Source organism: Diaphorobacter sp., from assembly GCF_050251835.1.
Lineage (GTDB): Bacteria > Pseudomonadota > Gammaproteobacteria > Burkholderiales > Burkholderiaceae_C > JBFXIE01.
In genome coordinates this window covers 107,706-121,316 of the sequence record NZ_JBFWLZ010000005.1, presented here as the reverse complement: position 1 = coordinate 121,316, position 13,611 = coordinate 107,706, and the positions used below count along the sequence as shown (strand labels likewise).

The 13,611-nt window shown below is 66.0% G+C and carries 15 protein-coding genes; 9 read left to right on the top strand and 6 right to left on the bottom strand.

The window, feature by feature from the left end:
- Positions 1-545: isocitrate/isopropylmalate family dehydrogenase (locus AB7E35_RS03505; RefSeq protein WP_428167082.1), on the bottom strand; the 545-nt coding region annotated here is incomplete at its 3' end.
- 282 nt (positions 546-827) lie between these two features.
- Between AB7E35_RS03505 and AB7E35_RS03500 the strand changes: the two genes are divergently transcribed.
- Complete coding sequence (locus AB7E35_RS03500; protein WP_428167085.1) at positions 828-1,331, top strand: DUF192 domain-containing protein; 504 nt, start codon at positions 828-830, stop codon at positions 1,329-1,331.
- Positions 1,332-1,468: 137 nt separating this feature from the next.
- Here the strand turns inward: AB7E35_RS03500 and AB7E35_RS03495 are convergent, their stop codons facing one another.
- The 3 genes from AB7E35_RS03495 to xseA form a co-directional block, all read right to left on the bottom strand.
- Positions 1,469-3,703 (bottom strand): NADP-dependent isocitrate dehydrogenase, encoded by a 2,235-nt coding sequence (locus tag AB7E35_RS03495; RefSeq protein ID WP_428167081.1) that lies wholly within the window; start codon positions 3,701-3,703, stop codon positions 1,469-1,471.
- Between the two features lie 351 nt (positions 3,704-4,054).
- Positions 4,055-4,636, bottom strand: a complete 582-nt coding sequence (locus AB7E35_RS03490; RefSeq protein WP_428162808.1) for a Fe-Mn family superoxide dismutase — start codon at positions 4,634-4,636, stop codon at positions 4,055-4,057.
- A gap of 165 nt (positions 4,637-4,801) precedes the next feature.
- The gene (xseA, locus tag AB7E35_RS03485) at positions 4,802-6,160 is read right to left on the bottom strand and encodes an exodeoxyribonuclease VII large subunit (RefSeq protein WP_428167080.1); all 1,359 of its coding nucleotides are present in this window, start codon (positions 6,158-6,160) and stop codon (positions 4,802-4,804) included.
- Between the two features lie 384 nt (positions 6,161-6,544).
- Here xseA and AB7E35_RS03480 point away from each other — a divergent pair, with 384 nt between their 5' ends.
- From AB7E35_RS03480 to adk, 6 genes are all read left to right on the top strand, one after another.
- Positions 6,545-7,183: a MotA/TolQ/ExbB proton channel family protein gene (locus tag AB7E35_RS03480; RefSeq protein WP_428162810.1), complete on the top strand. Its 639-nt coding sequence runs from the start codon at positions 6,545-6,547 to the stop codon at positions 7,181-7,183.
- Between the two features lie 31 nt (positions 7,184-7,214).
- Positions 7,215-7,640: an ExbD/TolR family protein gene (locus AB7E35_RS03475; protein WP_428162811.1), complete on the top strand. Its 426-nt coding sequence runs from the start codon at positions 7,215-7,217 to the stop codon at positions 7,638-7,640.
- Between the two features lie 10 nt (positions 7,641-7,650).
- Complete coding sequence (gene lpxK / locus AB7E35_RS03470) at positions 7,651-8,667, top strand: tetraacyldisaccharide 4'-kinase (RefSeq protein ID WP_428167079.1); 1,017 nt, start codon at positions 7,651-7,653, stop codon at positions 8,665-8,667.
- 8 nt (positions 8,668-8,675) lie between these two features.
- Positions 8,676-8,858, top strand: a complete 183-nt coding sequence (locus AB7E35_RS03465; RefSeq protein WP_428162813.1) for a Trm112 family protein — start codon at positions 8,676-8,678, stop codon at positions 8,856-8,858.
- Positions 8,855-9,643, top strand: coding sequence for a 3-deoxy-manno-octulosonate cytidylyltransferase (gene kdsB / locus AB7E35_RS03460; RefSeq protein WP_428167078.1), 789 nt, complete (start codon positions 8,855-8,857; stop codon positions 9,641-9,643). The genes AB7E35_RS03465 and kdsB overlap by 4 nt, the downstream gene beginning before the upstream one ends.
- Before the next feature lie 124 nt (positions 9,644-9,767).
- Complete coding sequence (gene adk, locus AB7E35_RS03455) at positions 9,768-10,424, top strand: adenylate kinase (protein ID WP_428167077.1); 657 nt, start codon at positions 9,768-9,770, stop codon at positions 10,422-10,424.
- Between the two features lie 81 nt (positions 10,425-10,505).
- Here adk and ylqF read toward each other — a convergent pair whose 3' ends face one another.
- Entirely contained in the window at positions 10,506-11,465 is a 960-nt protein-coding gene (gene ylqF, locus AB7E35_RS03450; protein ID WP_428167084.1) for a ribosome biogenesis GTPase YlqF, read from the bottom strand.
- A gap of 56 nt (positions 11,466-11,521) precedes the next feature.
- Here ylqF and AB7E35_RS03445 point away from each other — a divergent pair, with 56 nt between their 5' ends.
- Together AB7E35_RS03445 and AB7E35_RS03440 are read left to right on the top strand one after the other, a co-directional pair.
- Positions 11,522-11,743, top strand: a complete 222-nt coding sequence (locus AB7E35_RS03445) for a hypothetical protein (RefSeq protein ID WP_428162817.1) — start codon at positions 11,522-11,524, stop codon at positions 11,741-11,743.
- Between the two features lie 15 nt (positions 11,744-11,758).
- Positions 11,759-11,974 carry an oxidoreductase-like domain-containing protein gene (locus tag AB7E35_RS03440; RefSeq protein ID WP_428162818.1) on the top strand — a complete coding sequence of 72 codons (216 nt, stop codon included), beginning with the start codon at positions 11,759-11,761 and terminating at the stop codon, positions 11,972-11,974.
- A gap of 37 nt (positions 11,975-12,011) precedes the next feature.
- Here the strand turns inward: AB7E35_RS03440 and gshA are convergent, their stop codons facing one another.
- A complete protein-coding gene (gene gshA / locus AB7E35_RS03435; protein WP_428167076.1) occupies positions 12,012-13,544 on the bottom strand; it encodes a glutamate--cysteine ligase in 1,533 nt (510 codons plus the stop codon).
- Positions 13,545-13,611: the final 67 nt, after the last annotated feature.

Genomic DNA, 13,611 nt, shown 5'->3' with positions numbered 1-13,611 from the left:
TAGACGGTCAGCTGTCCACGCCGCATGCTCTCCCACGGGATGCTCACAGCTCCCAGAGGGCTATCAGGCTGTGGACAACTTTCCGAAACCATGTCCTGAACTTCGAGGTTTAGAAGATACAAGGGCACACCCTTGAAGTACTGGATGGGGCGCAGGCACACATACAGATCCAGCTCCTGGCGCAGCGCCACGTTGAGCGACCGGATGCCGCCGCCCACGGGGGTGGTGAGCGGCCCCTTGATGGACACCACGTAGTCGCGCACGGCGTGCAGGGTTTCTTCGGGCAGCCACACGTCCGGACCGTACACGCGGGTGGATTTCTCGCCCGCATAGACCTCCATCCAGTGAATCTTGCGCTGACCGCCGTAGGCCTTGGCCACGGCCGCGTCCACCACCTTGAGCATGACGGGCGTGATGTCCACACCCGTGCCATCGCCCTCGATAAAGGGAATGATGGGCTGGTCCGGCACGTTCAGGGACATATCGGCATTGACGGTGATCTTGTGGCCCTCGGGCGGGACTTGGATGTGCTGGTAGCGGGTCATGGGGCAGGTCTCCGGTGGTGTGGTGACAAAAAGCTCGGGGATAGGGCTGTGCGTGCAGGCCCTCAAAAGCCAAAAAGATTCTAGGGCAGCCCCACGGCGACTCGCGCAGGTTCGCACGCTCAGGCGCGGGCTTAACCTGGTTCAGCCAGATGCGGCCTGCTACGCTTGCGGTGCAGGCCGCGCCGAAGGCAGACCCACAGCCAACGCACTGCCACCCACTGCTGACCGAACGCCGAAACACCGCCGGCCCCCGTAATTTTTTCTGTCCCTGTCTTTATGCCGATGCTTCCGCCTACCACCACCGCCATCACCGGCGCGCCACTGTTGCGGCGCCCTCTTCTGTCACGTCTGCTGGCCACTGGCCTGGGCCTGGCCCTGTGCGCCGGTGCCGCAGCGCAAGGCCGCCCCCAGCTCAACCTGCCGCGCGTGGAACTACAGGCGGGCATGCACCGCATCGATGCACAGGTGGCTGTATCGGCGCAGGAGCGCCAGGTCGGCCTGATGCACCGCCGCGACATGCCCATGCACGAAGGCATGCTGTTTGTCTTTGAGCAAGCCGCCACGCAGTGCTTCTGGATGCGCAACACGCTGCTGCCGCTGACCGCTGCCTTCGTGGCCGATGACGGCACCATCGTGAATCTGGCGGACATGCAGCCACTGTCCGAGGCCTCGCACTGCTCCACGCAGCCCGTGCGCTTCGTGCTGGAGATGAACCAGGGCTGGTTCGCCAAGCGCGGACTGAAGGCCGGCAGCAAGCTCAGCGGCCGGCCGTTTGCGTCGCGCTAAGGGTGCAAGGCATGCTGTCGCTGGCAAAAACCGCTCGCACGGCGTTGCGGCATCGCACAAAACAAACCGGCCTGCTTTTACGGGCAGGCCGGTAGGTAGGGGCGCAATGGCCGGGGGGCCACGCCCCGGCAGGTCAATCAGACCAGCGCCGTGATGGCAGCGTTGAACGTGGCGCTGGGGCGCATCACGGCCTCCAGCTTGGACGGTTCAGGCAAATAGTAGCCGCCGATGTCGGCCGGCTTGCCCTGCACGGTGCGCAGCTCGTCAACAATCTTCGCCTCGTTGTCGGCCAGGGTCTTGGCCAGCGGCGCAAACCTGGCCGCCAACTCGGCGTCCTCGGACTGCGCGGCCAGGGCCTGGGCCCAGTACAGCGACAGATAGAACTGGCTGCCGCGGTTGTCGATCTCGCCCACCTTGCGCGAGGGCGACTTGTTCTCGTCCAGCAGCTTGCCGGTGGCCTGATCCAGCGTCTTGGCCAGCAGCTTGGCGCGGGCGTTGTTTTCCTTGATGCCCAGGTCTTCCAGCGACACGGCCAGGGCCAGGAATTCACCCAGCGAGTCCCAGCGCAGGTAGTTTTCTTCGACCAGTTGCTGCACATGCTTGGGCGCCGAGCCACCCGCGCCAGTTTCATACATGCCGCCGCCAGCCATCAACGGCACGATGGACAGCATCTTGGCCGAAGTGCCCAGTTCCATGATGGGGAACAGGTCGGTCAGATAGTCGCGCAGGATGTTGCCGGTCACCGAGATAGTGTCCAGGCCGCGGGCCACGCGCTCCAGCGTGTAGCGCATCGCACGCACCTGGCTCATGATCTGGATGTCAAGGCCGGTAGTGTCGTGATCCTTGAGGTACTTTTGCACTTTCTTGATCAGTTCGGCCTCGTGCGGGCGGTAGGGGTCCAGCCAGAACACGGCGGGCATGCCGGAGTTGCGCGCGCGGGTCACTGCCAGCTTCACCCAGTCGCGGATCGGCGCATCCTTGACCTGGCACATGCGCCAGATGTCGCCCTCTTCCACGTTCTGGCTCAGCAGCACCTCGCCAGTGGCGATGTCCACGATGTTGGCCACGCCGTCCTCAGGAATTTCGAACGTCTTGTCGTGCGAGCCGTATTCCTCGGCCTTTTGCGCCATCAGACCCACGTTGGGCACGGTGCCCATGGTGCGGGGGTCGAAGTTGCCGTTCCACTTGCAGAAGTTGATCATCTCCTGGTAGATGCGGGCAAAGGTGGACTCGGGCATCACGGCCTTGCAGTCGTAGGGCTTGCCGTCGGCGCCCCACATCTTGCCGCCCTGGCGGATCATGGCGGGCATGGAGGCATCCACGATGATGTCGTTGGGCGAATGGAAGTTGGTAATGCCCTTGGCCGAGTCCACCATGGCCAGCGCCGGGCGGTGCTCCTGGCAGGCGTGCAGGTCGCGGATGATCTCTTCGCGCTTGGAGGCCGGCAGCGTCTCGATCTTCTCGTACAGCGTGGCCATGCCGTTGTTGACGTTGATGCCCAGCTCGTCAAACAGCGCGCCGTGCTTCTCGAAGGCTTCCTTGTAGTAGATCTTCACGCAGTGGCCGAACACGATGGGGTGCGACACCTTCATCATCGTGGCCTTCACGTGCAGCGAGAACAGGATGCCGGCTTCCTTGCAGTCAGCCAGTTCTTTTTCGTAGAAGGCGCACAAAGCCTTCTTGCTCATGAACATCGAGTCGATGATCTCGCCGTCCTTGAGGGCCACCTTCTCTTTCAGCACCACGGTCTTGCCGGACTTGGTCTCCAGCACCATCTTCACGTCGCGGGCCTTGTCCAGGGTCATGGACTTTTCGCCGTGATAGAAATCACCCTCGTGCATGTGAGACACGTGTGTCTGCGACCACTGCTTCCACTCGCCCATGGAGTGCGGGTGTTTCTTGGCGTAGTTCTTCACGGCGGCCGGCGCGCGGCGGTCGGAGTTGCCCTCGCGCAGCACGGGGTTGACCGACGAGCCCAGGCACTTGCCGTAGCGGGCGGCGACGGCTTTTTCTTCATCGGTGGAGGGGTTCTCGGGATAGTCGGGAATGGCGTAGCCCTTGCCCTGCAGCTCTTTGATGGCAGCCATCAGCTGGGCCACGGAGGCGCTGATGTTGGGCAGCTTGATGATGTTGGCGTCGGGCTCCAGGGTCTTTTGGCCCAGCTCGGCCAGCGTGTTGGGCACGCGCTGCTCGGGCTGGAGGTAATCAGAAAATTCACCGAGGATGCGGGCAGCCACCGAGATGTCGCTCTCGGCCACGTCGATACCGGCTGCCGACGCGAAACTGCGCACGATGGGCAGGAAGGAGACCGTGGCCAGGCGCGGAGCCTCGTCGGTCAGCGTATAGATGATGGTGGGTTTCTTGGTGCTCATCTCGTCTCTCAGGTAACAAAAACAGAGGTTTTGCGCCGCTGGTCTGCGGCCAGGCGCACGGTCATCCGGTGTGACAGCCAGATTGTGCGCGAGTCATCGCCCGAAAATCGCCTTATCCGCAATCGAATCTCGCATTGCAAAAAATCATAGGGAAAACAAGCACTTTTTTTTGCAAGTCTTCTACAAGACTGTCGCCCGGCACCTGAAACAACGCCAAATGCAGCCCCACTCCCCTGCCGCGCCGCGGGCATGCAAAAGGGGCCTGAAGAGTGATCTCCAGGCCCCTTGTGCGCTCATGTGTGCCGCCAGCCACGGCGGCCCGCGGGGCTCGCCGGCGGCGCAGGCTCAGTTTCAGGCGAAGTTGGCTTCGGCAAACTTCCAGTTCACCAGCTTGTCCAGGAAGGTCTCGACAAACTTGGGGCGCAGGTTGCGGTAGTCGATGTAGTAGGCGTGCTCCCACACGTCCACCGTCAGCAGGGCCTTGTCTTCGGTGGTCAGCGGCGTGCCGGCGGCGCCGGTGTTGACGATGTCCACGCTGCCATCGGGCTTCTTGACCAGCCAGGTCCAGCCGGAGCCGAAGTTGCCCACGGCCGACTTCACGAAGGCTTCCTTGAACGCGGCGTAGCTGCCCCACTTGGCGTTGATGGCGGCAGCCAGTGCGCCGGTGGGCTCACCACCACCGTTGGGAGCCATGCAGTTCCAGAAGAAGGTGTGGTTCCAGATTTGCGCGGCGTTGTTGTAGATGCCGCCGCTGGACTTCTTGATGATTTCTTCGAGCGTCATGCTCTCGAACTCGGTGCCCTTTTGCAGGTTGTTCAGGTTCACCACGTAGGCGTTGTGGTGCTTGCCGTGGTGGTATTCCAGCGTTTCCTGGCTGTAGTGGGGGGCCAGTGCGTCGATTGCATAGGGCAGCGCGGGCAGGGTGTGTTCCATGGTCTAGTCCTTCGTGGGTTGTGATGGAGGAAAGTCGCCGCCGCCAGGGCGCGGCGAGGCAACGGGCATTGTAGGAAGGTCTGCAGCAGGGCATCTACCGGGAGTCAGGACTCCTGCCAGCGGGTGCGGGAATGCTGCGCACAGGCGCGGCGATCCGGGCCGTGCTCACAAAAGTCGGCGCTGCGACACCGTCAGGTCCAGCTCGCCCTCGGCCAGCTGGGCATGCACTGCGTCGCCCAGCCGCACCTGCGCGGGGCGCGTCACGGGCTGGCCCTGCGCGTCGGTCAGCAGGGCATAGCCGCGCCGCAGCACCAGGCGCGGGTCCAGCAGTTGCAGCCGCAGCGCCGCGCGCTCCAGACGATCTGTGCGCTGCACCAGGTTGCGCTGCAAGGTTTGAGGCAAAAGTACCTGTAGCGCTTGACTAGCGTGCGCAAGGCGCTCTTTATTCAATAGCATACCGTGGCGCATGCGCTGCGCCAGGCCGCCCAGGCGCAGCTGCTGGCGCCCGACAAACCCGGACGGCCGTCCCAGCCGCTGGGCCGCCTGGTCCAGCCTTTGGTGGCGCATATCCAGCTGGCGCTGCACGCCGTCGGCCAATCGCCCGGCCAGCAGCCCCAGCGCGCCCAGCCACACGGTGCGCGGCTGCGCCACGAGTTCGGCCGCCGCAGTGGGCGTGGGCGCGCGCAGGTCGGCGCAGAAGTCGGCAATGGTGAAGTCGGTCTCGTGCCCCACGCCGCTGACCAGCGGCACCGGGCTTTGCACGATGGCGCGGGCCACGCGCTCGTCATTGAAAGCCCACAGGTCTTCGATGGAGCCGCCGCCGCGCACCAGCAAGATCACGTCGATGGGAGGCGTGGCTGGCGTGGCTGGCGTGCCCGATGCCAGGTTGAGTGCCAAATCAGCCTCCAGCCCAGGTTTTGGATGCGCCAGCAGATACATTTTTGATAGCGCATCGACGATGGACGCTGGCGCCTGCGCCCCTTGCACCAGGGCCGGCACCAGCACCACGGGAATATGCGGCACACGCCGGCGCAGTGCCGTCACCACGTCGTGCAACGCAGCGGCGCCCGGCGATGTGACCAGGCCGATGCCGCGCGGCATGGCGGGCAGCGGCCGCTTGCGCGCGGCATCAAACAGGCCCTCGGCCTCCAGCTGGGCCTTCAGGCGCAAGAACTGCTCGAACAGCGCGCCCTGCCCTGCGCGCTGCAGGCTTTCGACGATCAGCTGCAGGTCGCCGCGTGCCTCATACACACCCAGCCGGCCGCGCACCTCCACCAGCTCGCCATCACGCGGGGTGAAGTCCAGCACCCCGGCCGCGCGCCGGAACATCGCGCAGCGAATCTGCCCCTGCCCGTCCTTGAGCGTGAAGTAGCAGTGCCCGCTGGATGCGCGCGAAAAGCCCGTGATCTCGCCGCGCACCGCGACAGGATTGAACCGCGCCTCCAGCGCATCAGCAATGGCGCGGCACAGCGCGCCAACTTCCCAGATACGCGGCGCCACGCCTGCGTCTGCGCGCTCAAACATCGGCGGCTCCAGGCCTGCAAGCGCCTGCGCCCGACGCATTAGTCCACAGACTGCGGCGCTGGACGGCGGGGCTGCGCAGGCGCACGCAAACCAGCCGAAAGCCGCAGAAGTACATGCAAGCCATTGATTTACAAAGATTTTTGGATGCGCAATTTTTCATCAAACTGACCAAACCACGTATTGGCGCCGTCTGTCACGGGCTGTACATAGGGTTTCCCACAAAGTTATCCACAGAAAATGTGGGTCTTGGGCTCGCCGTGAGTGGCCAGGGCCCGGCACGCGGAGGACGTCTTCGCTGGCATACGCCGCTTGCCCCACCCGGCAGGTCTGCAACACAAGCTGCGCCATAATCCCCGCTGCCTTTCATCGTGAGCGGAGTGAGAATTGCTGTCGATCATACAAGCCGCGGGCTGGCCCATCTGGCCATTGATAGCCTGCTCTATCCTGGCGCTGGCGCTGGTTTTCGAGCGCTTCGTGTCCCTCAAAACCGCCCGCGTCGTGCCGCCGAAACTACTGGACGAAGCCATCACGGTGTCCTCGCGCTCGGTTCCCACGCCCGACGTGGTGAACCAGCTGGCGCAGAACTCCGCCCTGGGCGAGGTGCTGGCCAGCGGCCTGCGCACCCTCAACAGCAACCCCAGCAGCACCGAGGCCGACCTGCGCGCCGCCATGGAGGGCGCGGGCCGCGCCGTGGCCCACCGGCTGGAAAAATACCTCAACGCCCTGGCCACTATCGCGTCGGCCGCGCCGCTGCTGGGCCTTCTGGGCACGGTGATCGGCATGATCGAAATCTTTGGCTCGCAGGCCGGCACCGGCGCAGTGGGCGCCACCGGCGGCGGCAACCCGGCGCAGCTGGCGCACGGCATCTCGATTGCGCTGTACAACACTGCCTTCGGCCTGATCGTCGCCATTCCCACGCTGATCTTCTGGCGCTACTTTCGCAGCCGCGTGGACGCCTACCTGCTGACGCTGGAGCTGGCGTCCGAGCAGTTCGTGCGCCATATCAGCCGCCTGCGCAAGTAATCCCCCCAAAGCGCACAAAAGCATGGCCGCCATGAACTTTCGCCCCCGCCAGAAGGAAGAGCCCGAGATCAACCTGATCCCCTTCATCGACGTGCTGCTGGTGATCCTCATCTTTTTGATGCTGTCCACCACCTACAGCAAGTTCACCGAGCTGCAACTAACCCTGCCCGTGGCGGACGCCCAGCAACTTCGCGACCGCCCCAGGGAGGTCATCGTGGCCGTGTCCGCCGACGGGCGCTACGCCGTCAACAAAACCGCGCTGGACGGCCGCCAGGTCGAACAGCTGGCCAGCACCCTGGCCCAGGCTGCCACCGCCGGGCCCGACAGCGTGGTCATCATCAGCGCCGACGCATCGGCGCCGCACCAGGCGGTAATCACGGTGATGGAGGCCGCCCGCCGCGCGGGCCTGTCGCAAATCACGTTTGCCACCCAATCGTCGGCCACGGCCGGCAGGTAAGCCCGTCCTGATGGCCACCGCTGGCCGCTCGTCTTGCCCGTCCACTCATCTGCGCCAAGCCTGGCAGCGCCGCGGCGCTCTGGCTGTTGCACTGTGGCCGCTGTCGCTGCTGTACGGCGCGCTGATGGCGTTGCGGCGCGCGCTTTATCGGGTGCGTCTGCTGCGCAGCCATCGGCTGCCCGTGCCGGTGATCGTGGTGGGCAACGTGATCGCTGGCGGCGCCGGCAAGACCCCCGTCACGCTGGCCGTGGTGCGCCACCTGCAGGCGGCCGGCTGGCAGCCGGGCGTCATCTCGCGCGGGTATGGCCGCACCACTGCCGACTGCCGCGAAGTGCTGCCTGCCAGCACCGCCGCCGAGGTGGGCGATGAGCCGCTGCTGATCGCCCGCGCCAGCGGCGCACCGGTCTTTGTGGCGCGCCAGCGTGCCGAGGCCGCCGCGGCGCTGCTGGCGGCCCACCCGGCCACCAACATCCTGGTCTGCGACGACGGCCTGCAGCACCTGGCCCTGGCGCGCGACCTGGAGATTTGCGTTTTCAACGACGAGGGTGTCGGCAACGGCTGGCTGCTGCCCGCCGGCCCACTGCGTGAGCCCTGGCCGCGCAAGGTCGATCTGGTGCTGCATGCGGGCCCCGCGCCGGGCGGGTCGGCGCCGCAATTTGCCCTGTCGCGCGGCCTGGCCACCCATGCCGTGGACGCCAGCGGCGGGCGCGTGCCACTGGCCCAAATGCAGGGCCGGCCGCTGCACGCGTTGGCAGCCATCGCCCGGCCGCAGGACTTCTTTGCGATGCTGCGCGCCAGAGGGCTTGCGCCTGCCCATGAGGAAGCGCTGCCCGATCACTATGATTTCAATAGCTGGCAGCGCCCATCAGACAAGCGTTTGCAGCTGATTTGCACTGAAAAAGACGCCGTCAAACTCTGGCCCGTGCACCCCGACGCGCTGGCCGTGCCGCTGGCTGTGCACATCGCGCCGGCCTTTTTTGAGGCGCTCGACGCCCGCCTGGCGTCGCTATCATCAATCCGCCATTGAGGAACACCATGGATCCCAAACTGCTTGAACTGCTGGTCTGCCCCGTCACCAAGGGCCCGCTGACCTACGACCGCGAACACCAGGAGCTGATTTCGCGCAGCGCGCGCCTGGCCTACCCGGTGCGCGACGGCATTCCCGTGCTGCTGGAAGAAGAAGCCCGCCCCCTGACCGACGAGGAGCTGGAGCAGTGAGCGCAGCCGCGCCGTTCACGGTGCTGATACCGGCGCGCCTGGCATCCACCCGCTTGCCCGACAAACCGCTGGCCGACATTGCCGGCCTGCCCATGGTGGTACGTGTGGCGCGCCGCGCCGCGCAAAGCGCCGCCGGGCGCTGCGTGGTGGCTGCCGACGATGCCCGCATCGTGCAAGCCTGCGCGGCGCATGGCGTGCAGGCCCTGCTGACCCGCACCGACCACGCCAGCGGCAGCGACCGCCTGGCCGAGGCTTGCGAGCTGCTGGGCCTGGCGGGCGACGACATCGTGGTCAACGTGCAGGGCGACGAGCCTCTCATCGACCCACAGCTGATCGACGCCGTGGCCGCACTGCTGCCCACGCGCGCGGGCGCCAGCATGGGCACTGCCGCCCATGCCATCAGCAGTGCGCAAGACTTTGCCAACCCCAACGTGGTCAAGGTGGTGCTGGACGCACAAGGCCTGGCGCATTACTTCAGCCGCGCCCCCATCCCACATGCGCGGGACCAGGCAGCGGACAGCGCCTGGTGGCAGACCGGCCACGCGGGGGTTCCGACAGGCTTTGCGCCGCTGCGCCATATCGGCATCTACAGCTACCGGGCGGGCTTTTTGCGGCAGTTTCCGCAACTGCCACCCGCGCCCACCGAAGTGCTGGAGGCGCTGGAGCAACTGCGTGCGCTGTGGCATGGCCACCGCATTGCCGTGCATGTGACAGACATTGCACCGGGGGCGGGCGTGGACACGCCTGCCGACCTCGAGCGCGTGCGCGCCCTGCTGGGCGGCTAGCTTTACCCCGTCAGTTTCGGGCGAGGGTCGCGTGCTATCCTCGCCCGGCACAAGAGCACATGCCCTGCGCCAGCGCGCCGGCGGCAAACGTGCCCGCTGATTTCAAAACACCAGAGGACAACCCATGAGACTGATTTTGCTTGGCGCACCCGGCGCCGGAAAGGGCACGCAGGCCGCGTTCATTTGCCAGAAATACGGCATCCCGCAAATTTCCACCGGCGACATGCTGCGTGCTGCCGTAAAGGCAGGCACGCCGCTGGGCTTGCAGGCCAAGGCCGTCATGGAAGCAGGTCAGCTCGTCAGCGATGACCTGATCATCAATCTGGTGCAAGAGCGCATCGCTGAGCCCGACTGCGCCCAGGGTTTTTTGTTCGACGGCTTTCCGCGCACCATTCCGCAGGCCGATGCCATGAAGGCCGCCGGCGTCAAGCTCGATTACGTGCTGGAGATCGACGTGCCCTTTGACGCCATCGTCGAGCGCATGAGCGGCCGCCGCTCGCACCCGGCCTCCGGCCGCACCTACCACGTCAAGTTCAACCCGCCCAAGGCGGAAGGCCTGGACGACGTCACTGGCGAGCCCCTGGTGCAGCGCGAAGACGACAAGGAAGAAACCGTCAAGAAGCGCCTGCAGGTCTATAGCGACCAGACCCGTCCGCTGGTGGACTACTACTCCAACTGGGCCAAGACCGATCCGGCCAACGCCCCCAGGTACCGCGCCATCCAGGGCACGGGCAGCGTGGAAGAGATCACCCAGCGCGCGCTGGCTGCACTCGCCAGCTGATCGGCCATCCCGCCCGGCTCACAACGCCCCGCTTCGCCGGGGCGTTGTGCTTTGCGCCGGCACTTTTTTCAAGTGGCCTGCCTACTCTTGTTTTCGCGGCGCGTTGCGCGCACGGCGCTCGTCGCGGCGTTGCTGCTCGGCTTTGCGGGCCGTGCGCTCTTTTTCCTGCACCTGGGCGGCGGCCAGCCAGGCTTCAAATTCGGCCGGCGTCTCCAGCGTCACGCGGCCCAGCGCGGCGCTGCGCAGGTCGGTCAGCACAATCTCGGCCGCTTTTTGCAAATTGAGCCGCCCGCCACTCATCACCGCACCGCGCTTGCGGGCCACCAGTTCCAGCAGTTCATCGTCGTGCAGCGCGGCGATGGCCGCAGTGTCCAGCCCCAGCTTGTAACGCGCGTCCAGCAGCGGCGCGTAGTGCTGCTTGAGGTAGGCCAGCAGCTCCAGCGCCACCTCTTCCTCGTCGTAGGCATTGCGGCCCACCGCCCCGCTGGCGGCCAGCTTGTAGCCGCTTTCGGGCACGATGATGCGCGGCCACAGCATGCCGGGCGTGTCCCACAGGTAGAAGTCATCGTCCAGCACGATGCGCTGCTCCTGCTTGGTCACGCCGGCCTCGTCGCCCGTCTTGGCCTCGCGCTTGGCCGACAGGGTGTTGATCAGCGTGGACTTGCCCACGTTGGGAATGCCGCAGATCAGCACCCGCATGGGCTTTGAGAGGCCACGCCGGTTGGGCGCGAGCTGGCGGCAGGCGTCAATCAACCGGCGCGCGGGCGAGGCGTCGGACGCATCCAGCGCAATCGCGATGGTGCCGGGCCGCGCGTTGTACCAGTCCAGCCATGCGGGTGTGCGCGCGGGGTCGGCCACGTCCTGCTTGTTGAGCACCTTCAGCGCGGGCTTGTGGCCCGTCATCTCGGCCAGCAGCGGGTTGGCGCTGGATCCGGGCAGGCGCGCATCCAGCAGCTCGATCACCACGTCGATGTCCTTGATGCGCTCGCCGATCGCGTTGCGCGTCAGGTGCATGTGACCGGGAAACCACTGGATGGCCATGGACTGTGTACTTTCACGAATGAGGATGGGCGAAGGCGCCAAGGATAATCGCCGCCATGGTCACTTCCCCACAGCACAAACAAGATTCCGAGCTGCTGCTCAAGGGCGCGGTGTGCGCCCTCATCGGCGTGATCATTCTGCTGGCGCCCTACATTGCCCGCTCGCCCGACGTGCGCGAGATGATGGCCCAGGGCAGCGTGGTGGGCTGGTTTGCGCTGGTGCTGGGCTGCGCCTTTCTGGCGCGCTACGGCCTGATCCGCTGGCGCAGCCGCCACTGAGGCGGGCGCTGGCTCATGCTTCAAACCGTCCGCCACCGCTTCGCCTCGCTGCAGGCCGAGGCCGCCCGCGCCGGCGTGACTCTGCGCCCGCCACCGCCCGAGCCCACCACCTGCTGCGGCCGTGGCTGCAACGGTTGCGTGTGGGAGGGCTTTTACGCCGCGGCCGCCTGGTGGCAGGAAGATGCCCAAGCACTGCTGCCTGCGCAGCCAGCACCCCACCAACAGCCATAGCTGCCAGCGGGGGCTGCATTGGGGCTCACGCCCAAAATCACTGCCATTGATCCAACGCCATGAACTGCTGGCGCCATTGCTCGAAGGGCAATGTGTCGGCTGCCTCGATGGCGCGCTGCCCGGCCAGCGACTGCTCGGCCAGCGCCTGGTATTGGGCCTGTTGTGCCTCGGTCCAGGGCAAGGCCAGCAGCGCGTCGCGTGCCGCTTGCGAATGGGCGAGCACAAAGGAAGTGAAGTCGTTGCCGTGCCGCTGCTGCAGCTCGGCCAGCACGCGGGCGGACGGCGTGGTGTGCGGCGCTGCCAGCGTGCTCTGCGCGGCGACCAGCGCCTGGGCATAGGCATCGCCACCGTGCGCGGCATCCAGCGTGGTGGCGATGGGAGCGCATTCGGCCAGCACCTCGGCGGCCCAGTCGGTCAGCAGCACGCGCTGGCCGCGGCGCATGAGCTGCAGACCGGGCTCGCGCCCGCACTCTGCGGCCAGATGCTGGTTGTTCTTGAGTTCGGCAATCTCACCGGGCGTGTCTGGCGGGCTGTCCGACAGCAGGCAGTGCAGCAAAAACACATCCAGCAGGCGCATGGTGTCGGCAGTGATACCCACGGGCTCGAACGGGTCCAGGTCCATCAGACGCACCTCGACGTATTCCACGCCGCGCTCGCGCAGCGCGTGCAGCGGGCGCTCGCCGCTGTGGACGGTGCGCTTGGGCCGGATGGTGCCGTAGAACTCGTTTTCGATCTGCAGCAGGCTGGTCCCCAGCTGGTTGTAATCGCCACCGGGGTTGCGCACGCCGATTGCCTCGTAGGCCGGATAGGGCCGCGTGAGCGCCTCGTGCAGCGAGTCGGCATAACCCTGCAGGCCGTTGTAGCTGACGGCCAGCGTGGCCTGGGCATCGCTTTGGTAGCCCAGGCGGCCCATGCGCAGCGATGTGGCGTGCGGCAGATACAGCGCGCGCTTGCCGTCGCCCAGCGGCTGCAGGCTGTGCTGGCGCCCTTGGACAAAGCACGGGCACAGCGCGGGCGAGGCGCCAAACAGGTATAGCAGTACGAAGGCGTGCCGGCGAAAGTTGCGGATCAGCGCAAAGTAATCGTCGCTACCCAAGCCAGGCAGCGACCAGTTGTAGTGAATGCCCGAGATGGTCTGCATGCGCCGGCCATAGCGATGCCCCAGCCCCATGCGATAGACGCTCTTGGCGCGGCCGGCGTTGGACGAGCCGTAACGCGCCAGCGGAATGGTCTCGTCCGTGGGCAGCATGCAGGGCATGCTGGATACCCACAGCATCTCGCCGCCCAGCTGCTCGCGCAGCACGCGGTGCACGAACTGGTGGATCTCGGTCAGCTCTTCCAGGCAGCCTTGCACCGTGGTGCTGGCGCTGGTGATCAACTCGATCTGCGATTCGCTGTAGTCGGTGGTGATGCGCGGATGCGTGAGGGCCGAGCCCAGCGCCGCCGGATGAGGGGTGAGCGCCAGTGCGCCGGTCGGCAAGACGCGCAGCCCTTCTTTTTCGATACCGCGGCGCATGCCCGCCAGGCGCTCGGCCGGCAACGCCGCGATTCGCTGTTGCAATGTACTCATTGTGTTGGCTGTTCCGTCTCTTGGATGGGGGTGGAACTTAGCACGCCGGCATTCCACCTGCCTGACG